General features: G+C 41.5%; 18 protein-coding genes, 1 tRNA gene and 2 pseudogenes. 13 read left to right on the top strand and 8 right to left on the bottom strand.

Features of this window, described 5'->3' with window-relative positions; all coding sequences use genetic code 11:
* Window positions 1-56: 56 nt before the first annotated feature.
* Window positions 57-1067, bottom strand: coding sequence for a VOC family protein (locus tag RMZ42_RS03915; RefSeq protein ID WP_322670170.1), 1011 nt, complete (start codon window positions 1065-1067; stop codon window positions 57-59).
* A 363-nt stretch (window positions 1068-1430) separates the two neighbouring features.
* Here RMZ42_RS03915 and RMZ42_RS03910 point away from each other — a divergent pair, with 363 nt between their 5' ends.
* The gene (locus RMZ42_RS03910) at window positions 1431-1610 is read left to right on the top strand and encodes a hypothetical protein (RefSeq protein ID WP_322670169.1); all 180 of its coding nucleotides are present in this window, start codon (window positions 1431-1433) and stop codon (window positions 1608-1610) included.
* Between the two features lie 171 nt (window positions 1611-1781).
* The gene (locus RMZ42_RS03905; protein WP_322670168.1) at window positions 1782-1934 is read left to right on the top strand and encodes a lmo0937 family membrane protein; all 153 of its coding nucleotides are present in this window, start codon (window positions 1782-1784) and stop codon (window positions 1932-1934) included.
* 279 nt (window positions 1935-2213) lie between these two features.
* Here the strand turns inward: RMZ42_RS03905 and RMZ42_RS03900 are convergent, their stop codons facing one another.
* From RMZ42_RS03900 to RMZ42_RS03890, 3 genes are all read right to left on the bottom strand, one after another.
* Window positions 2214-3422 carry a 4-hydroxy-3-methylbut-2-enyl diphosphate reductase gene (locus tag RMZ42_RS03900; RefSeq protein ID WP_322670167.1) on the bottom strand — a complete coding sequence of 403 codons (1209 nt, stop codon included), beginning with the start codon at window positions 3420-3422 and terminating at the stop codon, window positions 2214-2216.
* Between the two features lie 96 nt (window positions 3423-3518).
* Window positions 3519-4376 (bottom strand): SGNH/GDSL hydrolase family protein, encoded by an 858-nt coding sequence (locus RMZ42_RS03895; RefSeq protein WP_322670166.1) that lies wholly within the window; start codon window positions 4374-4376, stop codon window positions 3519-3521.
* A gap of 178 nt (window positions 4377-4554) precedes the next feature.
* Entirely contained in the window at window positions 4555-5952 is a 1398-nt protein-coding gene (locus tag RMZ42_RS03890) for an ammonium transporter (RefSeq protein ID WP_416211785.1), read from the bottom strand.
* 351 nt (window positions 5953-6303) lie between these two features.
* Here RMZ42_RS03890 and RMZ42_RS03885 point away from each other — a divergent pair, with 351 nt between their 5' ends.
* Window positions 6304-6432 (top strand): hypothetical protein, encoded by a 129-nt coding sequence (locus tag RMZ42_RS03885; protein ID WP_322670164.1) that lies wholly within the window; start codon window positions 6304-6306, stop codon window positions 6430-6432.
* Between the two features lie 344 nt (window positions 6433-6776).
* On the opposite strand, the gene RMZ42_RS03880 is transcribed toward RMZ42_RS03885, so the two are convergent.
* Entirely contained in the window at window positions 6777-7100 is a 324-nt protein-coding gene (locus RMZ42_RS03880) for a YnfA family protein (protein WP_322670163.1), read from the bottom strand.
* 291 nt (window positions 7101-7391) lie between these two features.
* Here RMZ42_RS03880 and RMZ42_RS03875 point away from each other — a divergent pair, with 291 nt between their 5' ends.
* From RMZ42_RS03875 to RMZ42_RS03850, 6 genes are all read left to right on the top strand, one after another.
* Complete coding sequence (locus tag RMZ42_RS03875; RefSeq protein WP_322670162.1) at window positions 7392-12134, top strand: GAF domain-containing protein; 4743 nt, start codon at window positions 7392-7394, stop codon at window positions 12132-12134.
* Window positions 12135-12644: 510 nt separating this feature from the next.
* A complete protein-coding gene (locus tag RMZ42_RS03870) occupies window positions 12645-12845 on the top strand; it encodes a hypothetical protein (protein ID WP_099100993.1) in 201 nt (66 codons plus the stop codon).
* A 472-nt stretch (window positions 12846-13317) separates the two neighbouring features.
* Window positions 13318-14040 (top strand): hypothetical protein, encoded by a 723-nt coding sequence (locus RMZ42_RS03865; protein WP_322670161.1) that lies wholly within the window; start codon window positions 13318-13320, stop codon window positions 14038-14040.
* 32 nt (window positions 14041-14072) lie between these two features.
* Window positions 14073-14141 (top strand) — tRNA-Phe (locus RMZ42_RS03860).
* A 113-nt stretch (window positions 14142-14254) separates the two neighbouring features.
* On the top strand, window positions 14255-14434 hold the full coding sequence (locus tag RMZ42_RS03855) for a hypothetical protein (RefSeq protein WP_322670160.1): 180 nt from the start codon (window positions 14255-14257) through the stop codon (window positions 14432-14434).
* A gap of 315 nt (window positions 14435-14749) precedes the next feature.
* The gene (locus RMZ42_RS03850; protein WP_322670159.1) at window positions 14750-16183 is read left to right on the top strand and encodes a vWA domain-containing protein; all 1434 of its coding nucleotides are present in this window, start codon (window positions 14750-14752) and stop codon (window positions 16181-16183) included.
* 171 nt (window positions 16184-16354) lie between these two features.
* Here the strand turns inward: RMZ42_RS03850 and RMZ42_RS03845 are convergent, their stop codons facing one another.
* Together RMZ42_RS03845 and RMZ42_RS03840 are read right to left on the bottom strand one after the other, a co-directional pair.
* On the bottom strand, window positions 16355-16759 hold the full coding sequence (locus RMZ42_RS03845) for a biopolymer transporter ExbD (RefSeq protein ID WP_322670158.1): 405 nt from the start codon (window positions 16757-16759) through the stop codon (window positions 16355-16357).
* Window positions 16719-17409 (bottom strand): annotated as a pseudogene (locus RMZ42_RS03840) (MotA/TolQ/ExbB proton channel family protein). Before RMZ42_RS03840 ends, RMZ42_RS03845 begins: the two are co-directional and overlap by 41 nt.
* A 629-nt stretch (window positions 17410-18038) precedes the next feature.
* Here RMZ42_RS03840 and RMZ42_RS03835 point away from each other — a divergent pair.
* Together RMZ42_RS03835 and RMZ42_RS03830 are read left to right on the top strand one after the other, a co-directional pair.
* Window positions 18039-18374, top strand: coding sequence for a hypothetical protein (locus RMZ42_RS03835; protein ID WP_322670157.1), 336 nt, complete (start codon window positions 18039-18041; stop codon window positions 18372-18374).
* A gap of 280 nt (window positions 18375-18654) precedes the next feature.
* Window positions 18655-19320 (top strand): 2OG-Fe(II) oxygenase, encoded by a 666-nt coding sequence (locus RMZ42_RS03830; RefSeq protein WP_322670156.1) that lies wholly within the window; start codon window positions 18655-18657, stop codon window positions 19318-19320.
* Window positions 19321-19841: 521 nt separating this feature from the next.
* Here RMZ42_RS03830 and RMZ42_RS03825 read toward each other — a convergent pair.
* Entirely contained in the window at window positions 19842-20222 is a 381-nt protein-coding gene (locus RMZ42_RS03825) for a hypothetical protein (RefSeq protein WP_322670155.1), read from the bottom strand.
* A 257-nt stretch (window positions 20223-20479) separates the two neighbouring features.
* Between RMZ42_RS03825 and RMZ42_RS34630 the strand changes: the two are divergent.
* Both RMZ42_RS34630 and RMZ42_RS03815 read left to right on the top strand, forming a co-directional pair.
* Window positions 20480-20827: pseudogene (locus RMZ42_RS34630) on the top strand (hypothetical protein).
* A gap of 218 nt (window positions 20828-21045) precedes the next feature.
* Window positions 21046-21402, top strand: a complete 357-nt coding sequence (locus tag RMZ42_RS03815) for a hypothetical protein (RefSeq protein WP_322670153.1) — start codon at window positions 21046-21048, stop codon at window positions 21400-21402.
* Window positions 21403-21414 lie beyond the last annotated feature (12 nt).

Below are 21414 nucleotides of genomic sequence, written 5' to 3'. Positions count from 1 at the left end.
TTATGTCCTACTCACTACAAGCATTATAGCCAATCAACGACCTACCGCTTCCCACATCAAGATTCCGCAATTAGCAAGATTGCGTGTCCGTCAGGATCTTTAACTAAACAACCTTGCCGATAAGGACTTGTACTATCTGCAAACTGTACAATCTGCGACGATACAAATTCAACCCCGTTACGCCGTAGTTTATCCACTAACTGCTCAAGATTATTTACGACAAGCTCAATTTGCATATGTGCAATATCGCAGCTTTTCCAGTCACTCGGCATTGGGCGGCCTTTTTTAGGCACAATATAGTCTAACAGTTCAATTCCCATACCATCTTGAACAGGTCGTAGTGCTGTAATTTTGACTTCGGCTCCTGGTAAATTATCCAAGCGAGATTGGGTTGCACCCCAGTTGAGACTGCGACTATCAATTTGCATTCCCAAAAGGTCGCGATAAAAGTGTAGACTCTGCTCGGTATTGGAAATAGCGATTGCGTTATGATCGATTCCCAAAAACAAGCGATGTCTACCGACAAGCCGCTCCGCGTCTACGCTGTTTTGATGCCACTTATCTTGTCCTTTATCAGGCGGAAACCAAATTAACTCTAAATCATGACCATCAGGGTCTTTAAACTTAAAAGCGCGGACACCACCAGATGCTTTATTCTCAGGTGGTATTGTCTGGGGAGCAACTGAAATTGGTTCAATGGGAAATGAACGCAAGTGAGCATAAGCACGATCCATATCACTCACTACAATCGCCATATGTTGAAACCACAAATCATTACTTTGTGAATCGCTGGGGATGGATTTACCCTGAATATTAAGATACTCCATCAACTCGATAAATTCATCACCTAATCGCAAAGTGACAATGCGAATTTTTGCCCCAGTCACACCTTCTAAATCGCTGTAATCCTGTCCTTCAACAGTAATGTCAGAAACTAATTCAAAAGCAAGTGCTTGTGTATAGAAATCCAAAGAGCGATGTCTACGACGGGCTACGCCTACGCAGTTTGTCACTGTTAAGCCAATAGCTCTAATTCTTTGTACTTGTACATCGGTTTGACTAGACATATTCAACAGACTTTGTACTTATTATGTACTAGCTTTGCAAAAATTCAATATGAGTCTTGCATAAATCAATCAATATCAAAAATATTATAAAATTTATCTCTAGCTGAAGAAAGACATGCAACTGAATTTATCCTTTAAAGATTTCATCCAATAATGAAATCGTGATGAAATTTTTATAGTTCTTTCGGTAGAGATATTTATTATCCCAATGGCTAGAAGCGTTAATTCTTGCAAATCTCTAAAATCATGCCAGAATTACCAAAATAGCTAGTTAAAGAAAACTTGCCGCTTGTTGGAAACCGGGAAATTAAAACCACAGATTAGTTAATTGAAAATGCCTACAAAAGTTACTGTCAATTTTGGATGCCTGCTGCTGGTATTCCCTGGTTTGTTGCCGTTTTTGGACGTGACTCAATAATTGCCAGCTTGCAGGCGATCGCACGACGGTTGCGGTTGATTAGTGGCAATTATGGCGCAACTCGCGCAGACTCCGACTATAAAGCAATCCTGTTGCTTGAGATAGTGATGGGGGCAGTTAACTGACAGTTCAAAACCGTTATCTTTATCTAATTAAATAGTAACGAAAGATTAAGCATAGCAAATGACTGTGCGCCATCACTCAAAGTAATCTTTCTTCAGGCAAATGGATAAAAGTGAAGCTAGGGAGTAAAATATTTGAACAAATTAAAACTGATTTAATTCAGAACAAATAATATGTTGAGTATACTTTGGGGTATTGTTGTTATACTGGTTGCTTTTTGGGCATTAGGACTGGCACTTCATATTGCCGGAAATCTCATTCATGCAGTGTTGCTTTTAGCTATTGGCCTTGCTATCTATAATTTTTTCAAAACGCGTGATGTGTGAATAAATATAGTATTTCCTCATCGTAGTGAAGGTACATTATAGTCCTTTCCTCGCTTGCAAAGAGAGGTTAAGGATGCAGTTCTTGTACCTCACTCATTATCTTGGCAATTGCAAACAATTAAAGAGGAATTCAAAAGTAAGAATTCGGGATTATTGCAGTCTGCATAATACAGCAAAAATACTTTTGTAAGGCGGGCAAGACTTTGGCTTTGTTCAGTCGAATGCTGCCCACCTCATAAGTAGTTGGATGTTTTTATTTGAAAGTCCCTCTGAGAACTTTTAAACTAGTGCTGCCGTTGCTTTTAATCTAAAAATCTTCTCAATTACATCTTCTACTACCTTATCAGGCGTAGAAGCACCAGAAGTAATGCCTACAACAATTTCCCCATCAGGCAACCAGTTATCTGTAGTTATTAACTGCCCATTTAATTGCCGATGTTCAATAGAAGATACTGATTTAAGGCGTTCAACAGTATCAATATGGTAAGAAGGAATTCCTCGCTCAAAGGCAATTTGTTGCAACTGAGTAGTATTCGAGGAATTAAACCCACCAATTACTACCATCAAATCTAAATTATGTTCCACTAATTCCAACATGGCATCTTGCCGTTCTTGAGTGGCATCACAAATGGTGTTGAAGCTTTGGAAATGCTGATTTAACTCAGTGGGGCCATACTTCTGTAACATAGTCCGCTCAAAAAGCTTGCCGATTTGCTCAGTTTCGCCTTTAAGCATGGTAGTTTGGTTAGCAATGCCAACTCTTTCTAAATCGCGATCGGGGTCAAATCCTGCCGAACAAGCTTTAGCAAATTTTGTCAGAAATTCTTCACGGTTGCCACCATTGATAATATAGTCAGCAACATATTCTGCTTCTTGCAAATTTAACACAATTAAATACTTGCCAGCGAAGGAACTAGTTGCAACTGTTTCTTCGTGCTTATATTTACCGTGAATTATTGATGTATAATCGATTTTTTTGTGTTTTTCTACTGTATTCCAAACTTTAGATACCCAAGGACAAGTTGTATCAACAATTTTGCAGCCTTTATCGTGAAGTATCTGCATTTCTTGAACGCTAGCCCCAAAAGCGGGTAATATGACCACATCACCAATTCCAACAACAGAAAAGTCTTTATTCTTTTCTTGAATGGGGATGAATTCTACTTCCATCTCCTGCATCCGCTTATTTACAGAAGGGTTGTGGATAATCTCGTTAGTAATCCAGATGTGTTCTGTGGGGAAATGCTGACGAGTTTCATAGGCCATGGCCACAGCACGTTCTACACCCCAGCAAAAGCCAAAGGCTTGTGCTAGTCGGATTGTTACATCACCCCGTTGCAGAGTGTAATTGCGATCGCGAATTTCCTGAATCAAGTTACTCTGATACTCAGATTGCAACTGCGTGGCAACTTCTGCTTGATGACCAAAGCCCTTGCGATTGTAATTTTCTGAATGTTGGAGGTTGCGCTTAAAAGCTTTTGTATCCATTAGATTTATCTACTTAAACTCACTATTTCTTATTTTCTCGCGCCTAGACGCGATTGATACAGAGTTGTCTTCAAAGATATTACTTCTTTTTGGGCTTTAGCCTTTTTCTCTCGCAGGACGTTGACGCTGGGGTTTTAATTCAATCTCGCTATAAATCTGCAATGCAGAACGCCAAACCATATAGCCTTCAGGACTTAAGTGTAAGCCATCAGTAGTAAATTCGCGGCGGAGATTTCCTTGCTTGTTGGTAAACAGGGGATGTAAATCGAGGTATTTGACACCTTTTTTGGTAGATATGCTTTGTATTTGCTGATTCAACTCGCGAATGCGACTGTTGGCAACAGCCAATAGTTTATCTCGTCCTTTCCAAGTTGCTTCTTCTGCCCCATGTGGCAAAATCGATTGGACAACGATTTGCGCTGTGGGATGAGTCTTTCGTAAATAATTGATAATTTGCCGCTGATTATCTAAAATTTCTGCATTGCTCATGCCCCGAATTAGGTCATTAATGCCAATCATTACAAAAATCACCTCTGGTTGGGTGCGGTCAAATATTTTTAATCTTTTTAAAAGTCCGTTGCTGGTTTCGCCAGAAATTCCTTGATTGAGCCAATTTTTACCTTCGGGTAATAACTCAGGGGGAAACCACAAACTCAAAGAATCTCCCGCCAGGATGGTTAAATGCGGAGGATGTTGGTCAGCAGCGACCTTGGCTTCTTGGTTGAGGATATCTATCCACTCTTGATAAGTGAGTTGGTGACGGCGACCTAAATCAGGTGTAGCAATTTGCGGTGAATTATTCAGGTTGATTGGCTGTGGGGATGCGATTATCCCAAAAAAAGCGGCCAATCTCTGCTGTTGCCAAATGAGCAGAATGACCGCCAACATTAGGATGCCGTTGGTTAACAGCGAGAAAAATGCCCAGATAGGAAAGGTTTTAAGAGATGTAGACACGACTAGCGAAATTTACCAATTATTTGAATCAAATTTTAACGCTAGCGATCGCAAATTACACAATCTTAAATTGGGGATTGGGGATTGGGGATTGGGGATTGGAGAAGCAAACAGAAAGTTCTTTCCTCCAAACTCTAAACTCCTAACCCCTAACTCCCAACTTCTAACTCAGCACTCTCTATTGAGTAGGACGATCGCCAAACTCGGAGTTGTAACCTTCTTCGCCGTGTTCGTTGATATCCATACCTTGCAATTCAGCTTCCTCTTTGACTCGCAGCCCGACTGTAGCATCGATCACTTTGAGAATAATCCACGTACCAACACCTGCGATTACATAGGCAACGACAATTGCTACTAGTTCAACTCCCAATTCACCCAAATTACCACGCAGTACTCCATCTTTACCTCCTCCGTTGACTTGAGTCGTGGCAAAGATAGCCGTCAAAATCGCCCCTACTGTACCACCAACCCCATGCACGGGATAAGTATCTAAAGCATCGTCAATTTCTAGTTTGTGCTTGAAACTGATCGCGTAGAAGCAAACTAAGGCGGTGATAAAACCAATTAAAATTGCTGATAACGGTGTGACAAATCCGGCGGCGGGGGTGATACCCACCAAACCAGCAACAGCTCCTGTAGCTGCTCCCACGGCGGTTGGTTTACCTCGTAAAACGCTTTCCAAAATTAGCCACATTAAAGCCGCCGCCGCCGCCGCTGTATTAGTAGCAACAAAGGCTGTTGTTGCTAAATTTGTTATTACATTACCAGAAGTTCCACTGGCAGCAGATAGGGCACTTCCAGCGTTGAAACCGAACCAACCAAACCACAGCAAGCCAGCACCCAGCAAAATAAAAGGAACGTTGTGGGGCGGGCTAAGGCGATCGGGATGGGTTTTCCGAGGGCCAAGGACGATCGCAGCTACCAAGGCTGAAACGCCAGAACTAATATGAACTACTGTGCCACCTGCAAAGTCGAGGGCACCCAATCCACCGTACAAACCTAAAAATCCACCTTTCGCCCATACCATGTGGGCTAGAGGAGCGTAAACAAAGGTTGACCACAGGAGGACAAACAGCGAATAGGCGCGAAAACTCATCCGCTCTGCGATCGCCCCAGAAATTAAGGCTGGGGTGATAATGGCAAACATGGCTTGGTAGATCATGAATGCCTGATGGGGTATTGTGCCGGCATAAGAGACGACTTCTGGCGGGTTTGACCCTTTGAGATAATCGGTTATCTCTAATCCGACACCATTCAAACCCAGCCATTGCAATCCACCGATAAATGGTAAACCTGGCGCAAAGGAAAGACTATAGCCCCACAGAATCCAGGTAACTCCGACGATTGCCATTAACACAAAGCTCATCATCAATGTGTTTAGGATGTTGCGCGATCGCACAAATCCACCATAGAAAAACGCCAATCCTGGTGTCATTAGCAGCACAAGTGCTGCTGAAATCAGCATAAATGCTGTGTCTCCAGTATCAGCAGTAGGTGGGGCAGCAGTTGGGGTTTGGGCAAAAGCATTGCCCATCAACGGCCCTCCTAAAAATAGTAGGGTGATAGCTCCAATCATCACAACTTTCTTCAACACTTTTTTTTCTTCCTAAACACCAAGAATTTGTATCCTTAACTACATTTGATTACTTTTATTGACACATTTTTGTCTTGAAAGTTACTTAACTTGAATTTTCTTGAAATGTTAACAAAAATATATACCTGATTGTAGTTGCCAAGATTTAAATTAGCGTATAAACACGCAATCATTACATTGCATCTTTTTTTTTAAAGAATAGAAGAATAGTATTTTATTCAAGCCGGACAAAATTACGAATTTTTAGTTACTTACTGTTACAAACCAAAATAATTGTGATATGTGACGATTATTGTAAATTATTGTCAGTATTTTCCGATAATTTGCCCAAATATGCAGCAAATTTCAACTTCTCGTGCGATCGCGAACAGGGTGCAAAGACAGAGGCTACGCCAATATGAGGTAGAGAAATATCCTACTCGTGCGTGCGATCGTCATCTTAGAGAAGAGAGAAGCAAGTAGCGTGAGGGTTAGGGAGAACTATACCTCATCTAGTTGCAGAATGCTGCATCGTCAGTTCTCTTTATATTTCCCTCATAAACACGTAGATATCTAGATGCCTGCTTCTAACAGGTTAGTTGCGAAAAAACTTTTGCAATTTTGCGTGAGATTATTATTTGTTTAACAGGGAACACTATAGCAATCTGATTTGATTTCTGAATTAATCGTAGGGACTAGGGACTGGGGACTGGGGACTGGGGACTGGGGACTGGGGACTGGGAAGAAGGAATAAAGCTGTACTGAGTTTTTTTCAAAAATCAAATATGAGTCCTATATAAAAGTTCAAAATAATCTAGAAATTTTACTTAACTTCTGGGGGCAAACATGATAATTAAAACACTTACTAAAGCTAAACATACTCCGATTAAGTCGTAGCGGTCTGGAGTTACCCCGTCTACCTTCCAACCCCAAAGCATTGCCATTGCGATAAACACGCCGCCATAAGCCGCATAGACTCTGCCAAAATTTGTTGGTTGGAGAGTTGCAATAACCCCATAGAAAGCTAAAGCAATTCCGCCCAATATGCCCAACCAGGACGGCTTACCTTCGCGCAACCACAACCAGATTAAGTAGCCGCCCCCAATTTCCAATAAACCAGCCCACAAAAAATACAGCAGAGACTTAAGCATTTGATCGATTATTTAACAACATATAAGTCAGTAAAATTACGCTAACGGTTTTAAGTAAACTATTGTCATTAATTAAAGGTAAGTTTATTGACCAAATTGGGTATGGGGCATTGGGCATGGAGCATGGAGAAGAGACAAGGTAGACAAGGAAGAGCAGAGAGACTTGGGAGAGACTTGTTCAATAATTCCCCCTTGTCTCCTTGTCCCCTTGTCTCCCTTGTCTAACTTGTCTTCCCGATCCCACTTGTCCCCTCATTTCCCCACTCCCCAGAATGTAGATAAGGCTCAAGGATGAAAGCACCATTACCTGATAACGAAGCCCAGAGAATCGATGCAGTTTTGCAGTATAAGATTCTCGATACGCCATCAGAAGCCACCTTTGACGATCTGACTCGTTTAGCCTCGTATATTTGTCAGACTCCTATTGCCTTAATTAGCTTAATTGATACAAATCGCCAATGGTTCAAGTCAAAAATCGGTTTGGATGTCTCAGAAACGCACCGAGATTTCGCATTCTGTGCCCATGCCATTCTCCAGTCTGATGTTTTGGTAGTGCCTGATGCAAAAGATGACGAACGGTTTGCAACAAATCCACTGGTGACATCTGACCCAAATATTCGGTTTTATGCTGGTGTACCTTTAACTAACTCTGAAGGATATGCCCTCGGAACCCTGTGTGTAATTGACTACGTACCGCGAGAACTTAATCCAGAACAAATAGAGGCATTACGAACTTTAGGTCGTCAAGTCATAAAGCAACTGGAATTGCGCCGAAATTTAGCAAGTTTGGTACTTGTTAGCAAGAAAAGCAACCAGGTACAGAGGGTACGCAAGCAATTTTTCAAAAAGATTGCAGCAAGTTTTGGTTTGTCGTCACTAATTTTAGTTCTGATTGGGGTGGTTTCCGATCAAAATACAAGAGTATTTAGTAATTTTAATCGCAGTATCGTAAAAAATACTTATAAAAAACTTAACAGCCAAGAGGAAATACTGTCCCAGGTAAAGGATGCTGAAATTGGGCAACGTAGTTACATCTTCACTGGAGAAAAACTTTATCTAAAATCGTATCAAACAGCACTTAGTAACGTCGATCGAGAAATTGCCAAGCTGAAGAATTTAACAGCAACTCAACCGAACCAACAAAAGCAGATTGCAACGCTTGAATTTCTGATAACAGCTAAACTTACTGAACTAAAACAGACTATCGATTTGCGCCAGAATAAGGGATTAGAGGCAGCGTTGCAAGTACTGCTGAAAAACGATCGACAAAATCTCATGGATGATATCCGCAAGGCGATCGCTGAGATGGAAAACGAGGACAGGGGACGAATACGACAGCAGTCACAAGCAGCAAAGACTTGGACTCGGAACACAATTTTCACATTGGCGATCGCTATTTGCCTAAGTTTTATCGTTCTTGCTGTAGTCTACTACTCGATCTATCGTGAGGTTATTGAGCGGAAGAAAACAGAAGAAACCTTAAATCAAGAACGCAACTTTATCTCAGCAGTCCTTGATACGGTCGGTGCGTTGGTAATAGTTCTCGATTCTCAAGGACAAATCGTTCGTTTCAATCAAGCCTGTGAGCAAATAACTGGTTACTCTTTTGATGAGGTGAGGGGTAGGTATAGCTGGAACTTGTTATTACTTCCTGAAGAAGTGGAGCCAGTTAAAGCAGTTTTTGATCGGTTACGATCTGGTCAACTTTTCCATAATTATGAAAACTATTGGGTAATGAAAGATGGTAGTCGGCGGCTGATTGCCTGGTCGAATACCATCTTAAAAGACTATGAGGGCTGTGTTGAATACATAGTTGCTACTGGCATTGACATTACCAATGCCAAACGAACACAACAGCATCTAACTGCACAATATGCTGCAACCCGCGTTCTAGCAGAGTCCGCCACAATTAGCGAAGCTACTCACCAAATATTGCAAGGAATCTGTGAGAGTTTGGCATGGGATTTAGGTGAAATTTGGATGGTTGATGAGCAAGCAAATGTGCTGCATTTTCTCGATATCTGGCATAAAGCATCCATTGAGATGCAAGAGTTTGAAATACTGAAGCGGCAAACCACCTTTGCACCCGAAATTGGATTACCTGGAAGGGTTTGGGCTAGTTCTGAATCGGTTTGGATTGCTGATATCGCTAAAGATATTAATTTCCCTAACTTCAAAATAGCTGCTCAAGTAGGACTACACGCAGCTTTTGGTTTTCCGATCCGCAGCGGTAACAAAATCCTCGGTGTGATTACCTGCTTCAACCGGGAAATCCAGCCCCTTGACGAAGATTTAGTAAAAACGATGAATTCTATCGGCGAGCAAGTAGGGCAATTTATCCAACGTAAACAGGCTGAAGAAGAAATACAACGCCAAAATTTGCGATCGCAACTATTTACCGAAATCACCCTGAAGATTCGTCAATCTTTGGACATCGAAGAAATTCTCCAAATCACTGTCGAAGAGGTACAAAAGATTCTCCAGACTGACCGAGTTTTAATCTATCAGCTGATGCCAGAAACTACTGCAAACACCGTTGTTGAAGCAGTAGTTTCTGGCTTACCAGCAATCAAAGAGCAAAACAACGCCGCCCCCTACTTTGAAGCAGAATATCTCCAACAGTACTATCTACAGCAGTACCGTCAAGGCAAGGTTTTCGGACTGGATAACTTGGATCTTTTGGAAGTTGAACAAAGCCATCTGGAATTAATGCAACAGTTTGGGGTCAAAGTTAATTTGGTTGTACCTATTCTTGTTAAAGAAGAACTTAGCGGTTTGTTCATAGTTCATCAGTGTGACGATTCCCACCACTGGTCTAGTTTTGAAACCGATCTTTTGCGGCAAATAGCTGACCAAGTAGGTATTGCTTTAACCCAAGCCCAACTATTAGCAGCAGAAACTCGTCAGCGACAAGAACTTGAAATTGCCCGTCGCCAAGCCGAATTAGCTTCTCAGACGAAAAGTGCCTTTTTGGCAAATATCAGTCATGAAATTCGCACTCCGATGAATGCTGTATTGGGGATGACTAGTTTGGTGTTAGATACTCCTTTAGACGAAGAACAGCGAGATTTTATTGAAATAATTCGGAGTAGTGGAGACGCTCTTTTAAGTTTAATCAACGAGATTTTGGATCTTTCCAAACTTGAGGCTGGAGAGATGGCTCTCGAAACTCTCGATTTTGACCTATCCACTTGTGTAGAAGACGTGGTGGAATTATTGGCTCCTTCAGCCCATAACAAGGGATTAGAAATTGCTGCAATAATCGATCGCAATGTCCCCACTCAACTCAAAGGAGATACTGGTAGGCTGCGGCAAATTTTGATGAACTTAATCAGCAACGCGATCAAATTTACCAGCGCTGGCGAAATATTAGTACAAGCCGAATTGCGATCGCTTTCTTTGACTACAGCCACTATCCATTTTGCCATTACAGATACAGGTCTTGGCATTAGCCCTGAAGACCAACGCAAACTCTTTACGCCATTTACCCAAGTGGATGCTTCAACCACTCGCAAGTATGGTGGTACCGGTTTGGGATTAGCCATCTGTAAACAACTTGTAACTTTGATGGGAGGAGCGATCGGGGTAGAAAGTCAGATGGACAAAGGATCTAAGTTTTGGTTTGAGTTGCTTTTTACCAAACAAGTTGAGCCTGTTGAGCCAAAATGCGAACGCGGACTTTTGCAAAATCGCCGCTTATTGGTAGTGGATAACCACACTACTAATTATAAAATTATCTCCCATCAAGCTACTCATTGGGGAATGGAGGTAGATCGAGCTGACAGTATTGCTGCGGCCGTTAAAGTTATTCAGCAAGCTAGCGAGCAGGGGAAATCATATCATGTTGCCTTGGTTGATATGCAAATAGCCCAAACAAATGGCATGACAATAAAAGAACAAATTCCAGCCAATTCTGCAATTGCTAAGATTCCTTTGATTCTGCTCGCCTCTACTAATCAACGGGATGAAGTACAACAGGCGCTCAAAATTGGATTTGCTACTTATTTATTCAAACCCATTAAGCCATCACGACTCCTTGATGCCATTTTAGAAACTCAGCCGGAATCAGAACAAGGGTGTAGAGGCAGAAAGCTAGAGGCTACAGAAGAAATTCCGAGTACAGAAACTTCAAGTATTCTTACTTCCTGTCCCTCTAATCCTTCTACTAAATCCAAGTTAAGAATTCTCTTAGCCGAAGATAATTTGGTGAATCAGAAAGTAGCACTAAAGCAACTCCAGAGTTTGGGCTATAAAGCTGATGTCGTTGCTAATGGAAAGGAAGTTTTGCAGCTTTTAGAAAAAATTCCTTACGATTTGATTTTAATGGATTGCCAAATGCCAATTCTCGACGGTTTGGAAACCACAAAAGAAATTCATCGTTGGCAAGAGGATGCTTTTGCATTGGGTCATCGTCCTGTAGTGATTGCGATGACAGCTAATGTGATGAAAGAAGACGAAGAAACTTGTCTAAATGCCGGAATGGACGACTATTTGAGTAAGCCAGTATTTAAAGAAAAATTGGCACAGACTTTAGAATATTGGACAGGTGCGATCGTTTCCCAGCAAGAGGCAGGTGTGTATGAACAGACAGTTTCCACTGACTTAGCAATTGATTGGGAACACTTGCATCAGATATCAGGAAACGATCGAGAATTTGAATTAAATTTATTGCAAATATGCGTTGAAGATATTAAACCCCGTTTAGAGATAATTAAAGCAGCGATCGCAGCTGATGACTTTGGGCAAATAGCACGAGAAACTCATCACCTTAAAGGTGCTAGTGCCAACATTGGAGCTACAGCTATGTACTTAGCAACTGACAAACTAGAACAATTAGCTAGCGATCGAGACTTTAGAGGTACTACTAATTTAATTTTAGAATTAGAAGAATTTGTCAACTGTATTCAATACTTTTTAATTAAAAACAAAGTCGTGAAGGAGGCAGGGGGCAGGGGGCAGGGAGCAGGGAGCAGGGAGCAGGGGGAAAGGGGCTTTTGGGATTTTTGCACAGATGCGGTAATCATAAGTGATTAACCGGACTTGATATAAAAACCAAGATTGTGGTGTTGAGTTGAAAGACTGTTATGAAAAAAGGTATTGGTTCCGCCGCGCTCGTGCCAAATGGTGAAAAATGGTCGATGCTGTCGGGCAATGGTTTCGATGACACGACATCAAGGACACTACATCAAAGACAATTGCCCGATTCATCCCGACACTTGACATTATGCAAATTATGTATTACGTTTGTAGTATACAAAAAAAAGCCTCCTCAAAAGCATTGCAATAATGCTTTCCTTGGGTCTGTAGCTCTAACGGTAGAGTTCCCAGATGTCACTTGTGCCCTGACAGAAAAAGCTTACATACTAGCTCAATAGTAGAGCGATCGTCTCTAAAACGATAAGTTGCAGGTGCGATTCCTGCGGTGTAACCACAGCTTTTTCGACTCGCACGAGGTGTGAGTGTAACTCTCACAGGGAGGGTATCGGTTCAATCCCGATCAGATCCACTAATATCAATTCGTAATTAAAACAAGAGGTGATTGTAATGGTTCATATTCGATTTGAAGGACGTTCTGTTGATGTGCCAAAAACACAATTGGGAATTGCAGCAGGGATGAACGATCTGGCAGTGAAGGAGCGCGTTGCTCGGCATTTAGATGTGAATAGCGATCGCCTTTCTGCTTACGTAATCGATCGCCGTCCTAGTGGCGATCTGATTGTTCGTCCGGAAGCTGTCTATGGTTAAATTTCCGAGTCATCCGTGCCCTAACAGAAGAAGCATACATACACATTCATAACGGCCCTAAGGTAGTAAAGTTCGAGCGATCGGACTAAGCGAAGCATGATTTCTAAGTCTCTCGCAGATTTAGCGTGCGTGCCCACTGCCAATATTTGGTAAGAGCGGCCGTAGCTGTAAAAAGCTTTTTGAACTTGCACGGAATGATTTAAGACTCAATTCTGCGCCCTAACTTGTGAAGTCTACACACACTCCGGCAACGGAATGCAGGTTCGATTCCTGCCGCTCCCGCTAATGGGAGCGTAGCCAAACTGGTAAAGGCAATCGTGAAAACTGCTTTGCTAACTTGCGCGGAATTTCAATTATTTAAATCGTATTTATCTATAACCTTTACTCAATACGGAGGTGAGTTCAATGATGTTAGCTAACTCATGTTTAATAACAACTCAATTAGCACAATTGCATTTAAAGAATGTGAGATATGAGCGAACATCGTTTGAGCGAGATTGTAATTGAGCGTCCTCGCGGTGGGAGGAGAATTAGCCTCAAAAAGGTGACTGGCTTTAAGAAGCAATTATACAAAATCACCCAGGATGCAATTCAGGATGGATTGTTGAATTCTTACCTGATTAAACCAATAAATAAATCTAAGTATCTTTCAGATCATCTCGGCCCTCTGCGTAGATTTTTACGCTCAAAAGTCGGACAGCCTTGGAATGACGTTTACAGTCAACTGTGTCAACGACTAGATCCCAATACAATGGCAGGACAGCATGTTATCGATCATGTGTGGGACTACGTTGAACGGCATGTGGAAATAATTGATGGTGGTTTTTATAGCAAGCCTTATCAAGGGTATCGAAATCAGCTAGATGTAAGCCATCGCGATCGCTTCTATATCCATCCTGAAACTGGAATTCTTTGTGCAGCCGAGAAAATACCTCGAAAGCAGAAGCAAAAGCAGGAACAATCTGATATTGTCATCATTGATAATTATCATCAATACCAGAAGCTAAACGAAATTTGGTATTTAATTACCTTTGAAGATTTGCCATCGCCACCCATTCATTATGTGAGGGATGCTGTCAAAGGTATAATTCATCATTCTGTGGCATATACAGGTCGAATGATTTACGCTGTTAAGAAACAGCAGTGTAACAAGAAAGAAATTCGATTTATTTTAAATCAACTTTCTAAAACCTAAAATTTTCACTTCGTGCCCTAACTGAAAAAGCTTACATACTAGCCGAATGGTAAGGCACTTGACTGAAGATCGAGCAACTACGGGTTCAAATCCCGTGTGTGAATCAACAGCTTTTTCGACTTGCACGAAGCGATTTTATTTCATTTAAATATGGAGGTGAGAACGATGAAAAAGATTAATTCTTTCAACATCGAGCCTGAAGATTTCGACGAATTTGACGATTTCTGCTTTTGAACCATCGAGCAAACGTCGTCGTGGCTACCCATCTGAAAAAGCTGTTAAACGTGGCGATCGCCTTGTTCATGGCGACAAGGAACTACAAGAAAAACTTGGTAACAATGACCTTTGTCTTTGTGGTTCTGGTCGCTGCTTTCAAAAAGTGCTGTCGCAATAGCGGCAGATATGATGGCAGCTTACGCAGCTACTACTTTTAGGGAGTAAGAGCAAATTCGATAATTTTCCGCTCATTACCCAGTCCCCAATCCCTAATCCCCAGTCCCTTTTACTTGGCAGTTGTTGCCGCGCCCCGATCGCAGAAGCTTACATAACTCTGCATAAGTTATATCCAATGCTTCTACAACTTGCGCGGTGACTTTATCGCCCCGCGTGCAACATCTGCCTCCTTCAATTTTAGATTTTAGATTTTGGATTTTTGATTGCAATCCAAAATCGTAAATCCAAAATCCAAAATTCTTAAAGGAGGTTCATAATGAACACCGCAGAACGCGATCTGCGTTTGGAAATGCTCAACAGTTTGCTCACAACTCCTCACCGCAAGCTTGAGCAAGTCGCAGAAATTCATCAGTTAATTGTTGAACTCGATCCCATCTTCTACGGACACTTGGCAGTTTGGTATCAGCGTTATGGTGATGTCCGCGACCACAAGGAGGTGTTTGTTGCTCATTTGTTAACTAGCAATTTGACTGAACACCGAGATGCTGGATTTATGATGCTGCAAGAATTTCCTCCCTATCAAGTGGCTCGTGTGGTGGACTTCATGAAACAGCAGCAGAATAAACTGCCTCGTTCCGCTCGGACTGCGGTACGGCGTTACCTAAAAGCACGGGAGAGCAATCCGGCTCTGTTCGATCGCGCTGCGCTCAGAGGTCGTAAAGCAATGAAGCACTTATACGCTTCACTGCACATCAAGCCAAATGAGCGGGCAAATGCGATTCTATTTGGCGATACTCCTCCAGAGGGTTCCTTGGCAAATGTGCTGAAGCAGCTTGCTAAGGCAGAAAATGCCGCAGAACAGGCACGGCTGATTGTGGAGTTCAAAATTCCATACACGATCGCAGTTGGTGCAATCGTGCAACTTACACCAGTTGTCTTGGTGGCGTTAATCAACAGCATGTCTCCACAAGAAGCGATCAACAACCTCAAGTCTCTCCAGACTAGAGGTGCAATGGATCATCCAGAAGTCAAGAAGTTGATTGATTCCAAACTAGAAGCAGCGTCTAAGAGTGGGCGTGTCTCAGCATTCAAAGCACAGGTTGCCGCAGACGTAGGAGATTTTGACGCAGACACGGTTGCTCAACTGGAAAAGGTGACAAACGAACAGGTAAAGCGGCGTGGTGCGATCGCTCGTCCAACTGCTTTACTAGTGGACAAGTCTGGTTCAATGGAAAATGCGATCGCGACGGGTTTGCAACTCGCTGCTCTAATTTCTGGTATCACTAAGGCAGAACTGTTTGTCTACGCCTTTGACACAATTCCTTACGCTGTTACGGCAAAAGGCAAGGAGTTAAGCGATTGGGAACGCGCCTTCCAGCACATCAAGGCAGGCGGTGGTACTAGCATCGGCTGTGCATTGGAAGCAATGCGGAAGAAAAAGCAGGTAGTTGACCAAATAATTTTGGTGACGGATGAGGGCGAAAATGCTGCTCCTTACTTCGGTGAAGTCTACAAGAACTACTGCCGGGAGTTAGCGATAATGCCCAATGTGGTGATTGTCCGTGTGGGTACTCATTACAACTGGGTGGAGAGTCAACTAAAGCAGCAGCAAGCACCTGTAGATACGTTCACTTTCGCGGGTGACTACTACAGTTTGCCGAACATCGTCCCACTCCTGACGCGTCCCTCTCGCCTGGATTTGTTGATGGAGATTTTGGATATGCCGTTGCCTGTGCGGGATGATAAGTAGGTTCTAAAGTATGACAATGCTTATTATCATAAATAGTAAGCATTGAATTTTTTCAATGTTACCTACTTGTACTTTTTTCAAGCCAAGCAACTAAATAAGAAATATTTGAAAACTCGAAAAACTCTTCTCAGTTTGAGTTTACCTGTTGGGATTTTGGCAACACAAAGAGCTTTATTGCCTTTGAGTCGCGATCGCCAGCTTTGTACCAGTAACTTTTCGCACCTTATCCATTACACTTACCGTCAGCCCCATATATGCTTTTTCATCGGCATTAATCACTACTAATACATTTTGATTACTGCCAACTAAAGTACGTATTTTTTCTGTCAAAGCATCAAAAGTAGTTGGTTGGCGATTTAAGCTTACTTGTCCTTGTGAATCGATCGTAATTGTAATTTTCTGTGGGGTTTGTGATTGTTGTCCAGTGCTAGCTTTAAGTAAATTTACTGGCAGCCCTTCGGAATTAGTTAAAAACAAAGTCGAGATAACAAAAAACGTCAAAAGAGTGAAAACTACATCAAGTAATGGCACAATGTTAATTTGTGCCGGAATATTCGGTTCTTTGGGTAACTTCATAAGCTTTTTCTGTTGGTTGAAAACGACGAAGGTAGATTAGTTCTAAGTGTCCGCCATACTCCTCAATACGTTCTATTTCACGCTGGTATAAGCCTCGAAAAATACTGGCAAATGTGAGTGTCATAATACCTACTAACAATCCGAATGAAGTAGCTATTAAATCTTCACTAATACCTGCCGTCAAACCAGCTTTATTGGTAGCACCAAGATTACCAATATTTAAAGATGCAAAAGTTGTCATCAACCCAAATATTGTTCCCTGAAGACCAAGTAAAGGTGCAAGTCCAACAATTGTGTCAAAAATATGATTAAAACGCTTAAGTAACGACATCTCAACTTTGGCTTCAGTTTCCAATGCCAAACGAAACTCTTCTGGATTCGGGTTCTCAAGCTCTAAAGTAAAAATAAAAATGCGTGCTATGGGTAAATCAATATTTTTTCGTAGTTTTTCTATAGCCCCAACTACATTATTTAAACGGTACAAATTCAAAACATCTCGTGCTACATACACGCTGTTGACGATTATAAATTTTCCACCAAAAGATTGTACGCTCGGCAGCTAAGGCTAATGCCAAAATTGAGCAGAAGAGCAGAGGCCACATGACAGCACCGCCTGCTTCAAACAATTCACGTATTCCACCTAGTTCCATCTAGTCCCTTTAAATTTATGCAAATAACTCAAGAACAATTATCAATAAAATACCATGCTGTTGAGATAATTTGTCAATATTTGTTCAAATTATACATATTCTAAAGTTCGGTGAAGTCTATAGAACTTATGCATTGACAAAGACAGCCAACTGTGAATTACCTCTCGTTACAAGGCTCTGCCTCTCCTCAAACAAGTAGGTAGTAGCCCACCTTGATTGCATTCCCAGGCACAGCCTGGGAACGAGGCAGGGTAGGACTTTTAGTTTAACAGGCTAACTCTTCACATAATAGTCAATGTGTAAAGTGCCTAAGTCCTAGAAACTGCCAAGCTTATGCATATATCTATAGGAATCATATTTGATTTTTGAACAAAATTAGGTATTGTAGGGTGTGTTAGAACACAGTTCGTAACGCACAAACCCTTGATGATGGTGCGTTACGCTGTCGCTAACACACCCTACTGGCTAGTGTTACATGATTCATCGGTCTGCAAAATCAGTTTTGTGAAGAAATGTTACATACAATCTTAGTCTTTGCATAAAAGAGAGATATCAATCGCATTAGTCGCTAGCAACTCAAAATTAGAAATTTTGTAGTTTGCAGACAAAACTTAGGAGAACATTTCCAAATGGCTGAAATTAATATCTACAAACTGGATTCCGAAATCTCGATGACCGATTTAGATGATAAAGAATGCAATGACATCATAGGTGGTTTAGCGACAGCTAACTTAGCAACATCTGAGTTTGGGATAGCTAACTTAGCAACATCTGATTTGGGGATAGCTAATTTAGGGATAGCTAACTTAGCAACATCTGATTTAGGGATAGCTAATTTAGGGATAGCTAACTTAGCAACATCTGATTTGGGGATAGCTAATTTAGGGATAGCTAACTTAGCAACATCTGATTTAGGGATAGCTAACTTAGGGATAGCAAAACTTGGTGTAGGTTCTGTACTATAACACTGATGAGAATGGTTCTACCGTTCCCCTTAATTGAGCCTCAATCTACATGAAATTAAAACTAACTTTTTTGTTGTAGTAAGGGGGCCTTTTACACTCGTTCAGGGCGAACACAAGGTTCGCCCACATATCAACATTAGTACTTAACATATCTTACGAAAAAGGTTAAGCCCAACAACCCCTCAGCGTCGATACAAAGCATACCCATTTCATCTTTTAGATAGCTAACCGCTAAACTCTGAATGCTCACATTTTTCTTGGAATAAGAATTAGTAAAGTTATGACCCAATCTACAGACTGCCCCCGTAAAATCACAATGCAGGCACCAGTTCTTTTCATCCCAAACGTTTTAGATGTTGATTTTTGTAAACACCTTATTCACATTTGGGAAACTGAAGGAAATCAAGATACTACTCACCTAATTAAAGAGAACGGAAAATGGAGTGAACGTATTGACTATAAACAAGCTGTTCGACGAAACCATTGTCTTAAAGAAGGAGAGACACTAGAGCGCCTTAAGCATTTCATTCGGAATCGGGTTCGCCCTGAAATTCAGAAAGCGTTTCACTTTCAAGTTACTCGATTTGAGGGTTTTAGTATTTTTGGCTACGAGGCAAGTAATGGTGGATACCTGGGTTTACATCGTGACAATTGTACAGAGAATACTGCTTACCGTCGCCTTTCTATGACCATTAACCTGAATGCAGGGGAATATGAAGGGGGATATCTAAGGTTTCCAGAGTACGGGACAGATTTATACCAGCCAGAAACAGGCTGTGCAGCAATATTTTCGAGTTCGCTACTCCATGAGGTTACAGACATTACAAAAGGACGACGCTTTGCGCTTGTGTCATTTTTCTTTAGTGAAAAAGAAGCTCAGTTGATTGAGGAGTACAACCGCAATGTCAGGGAGGCAGAGAGCCAAATGCAACCTGTTCCGGCTTGACTTTTCACATCCCGTGAAAAGGGGAGATTGGTTCGCAAATGATGTGACGCTGTTGGCGAATACGGAAACGCCTAGTGAGGTTAGTTAGTTTAGAAATAAAACGATTAACTTACATTCAGTAGATTGAAAACTTTTGTAATTTGACGAAATAATAAGGTTTTCAGCAGACGTTTCTGAGCTGATGATCGCGATCGCACTGCTGTAAAATCTCTCTTTTCATCTCTTCCAATTTTATATAGTATATTGTATTATATTAATATCCTGCGTGCCCCAACTCTTGGAGCCTACATACTAGTACGAGAGGAACGGTACACTGTCAAATACAGTGGGCGTGTGTGAACGGGGAGTACGAAGAACCTGGAAGGTAGGCTTAAAAGTAGCCATCCTTAAAAGAGTGTGTAAAAACTCACCAGCGGAGTCCCTTTAGTAACTGAGAACACGCAATGCTCCACCAACTTGCACGCAGGAATTGTACTACTTTCTAAGTAGGAGGATATTGATTAACAAAATTAAAATTAACTTCAAGTTTTTGACTTTAATACTTCTATAGCTTTAAATCCTCCTATAGTCTGACCTAAAAATATCATAGGAACAATCAAGCCAAACGGTTTACCAGTTTGAATCATATTGAAAATGCCTGTTAACACATTTAGCGACATCAATCCTACTGCAATACCTAGTGCAATTTTTGATTTACGTTGTACAAAAAAACCTAGAACTAAATAGAGTAAACCAATAAATAAAGAACAAAAAACCAATATTAGATGATCGGGCAATCGACTACCAGCAACAAAGAATATTATGCTTAGAAAAATACTCAAAACTCCAATTGCGTAAACTGCACGGTAAGCAGATGCTAACTTTTTTCGGGACTCTGATATTTGTTGTATTTGGGTAGTCATTATTTTTCTATTTTTTGGGTTTACTGTCCGACAATTATGGTTTTTTATATACTTTAATACTGAGAATATCTTGGGTAATTATGCGTAAATAGAGATAATGATGACTGACATCATGTCCGCATAATTAGTTATGCTAACCACAGTCATTACACCCCACCCCCAACCCCTCCCCGCAAGCGGGGAGGGGAGACAAGGCGTAGCTTTGGCGGGGTGGGGTTCTTCGGGTTTAATAAGCAATCAAGCGGACATGATATGACATCCGTAAGCTAATCAACCAAATTGCGATCGCAGAAGCACAATTACATACCACCCAATTTCTCGCGCCCTGCGTCAAAGGTGGACGAGTTTGCACACGGGTAGCCGGAATGGTTTACACCTTCAGCCCAAAGCCTAGTAACATTTGAAGGTTGGGGCATCTTTCAGGCTGTGGATGAAAAAACAGCAACGGTTGTAGCGGTACCTTAAATCAATTCCACGATCGCAGCGATTACTGGACACTCGATTGGACAACTGCTGATGGTGTTCGCCATAGTAGTGCGATCGCTAAAACTGATTTAACTGTTGTCAGTTCTGGCATTTGCCTAAGTGGACGCGATCGCAGATAAGGATATTAAATCAGAGCAAGATAAATATCCTGCCAGTGAAACCCCAGAACAAGTCCGAAAGCTGGTAGGAATAGTGTAATTGAAATAGAGATATCAAGCAGCAATTGGGAAAGGAAACTACTACAGTGAATTGGGTATAACCCGTATGGTCTATGGCTTTAAGTCACTTCCCTATATTTTACAATATAAGTAAGACATAAAAATAACGCTTCAATTATATGAAAATACTCTCATCAGAACTAGTTCATTTGGGATTTGGCAAATATGTGCGTTCTGACCAAGTAACAGCAGTTATACCAATAGAAGAAGAACGAGGGCCTGGGCGACGAACCTTTGTTCACGTTCAAGGGCAAAACGATCCAATTATCGCCTCTCGCGCTGAAGATACCATCGTGCGTGATTTAGTACAAGAACCACGCGAAATTACTCAAGCCCGTCAACAGCAGGAAATTCTTCAAGATTTATTGGTTAATTTAGCTAATGTTAATTCGACTGTGCGCCGAATTAACCGTGATGAAGGCAGTTTGGATCTTGATTTGTTAGAGCGACGAATTAAGCAAGTCCTGGAAAATTAATTGCAGAAATCA

This window comes from Nostoc sp. DedQUE05 (assembly GCF_034530955.1).
Taxonomy (GTDB): Bacteria; Cyanobacteriota; Cyanobacteriia; order Cyanobacteriales; family Nostocaceae; genus Nostoc.
The sequence above is the reverse complement of the archived record's forward strand: the minus strand, read 5'-3'. Positions and strand labels throughout refer to the sequence as shown.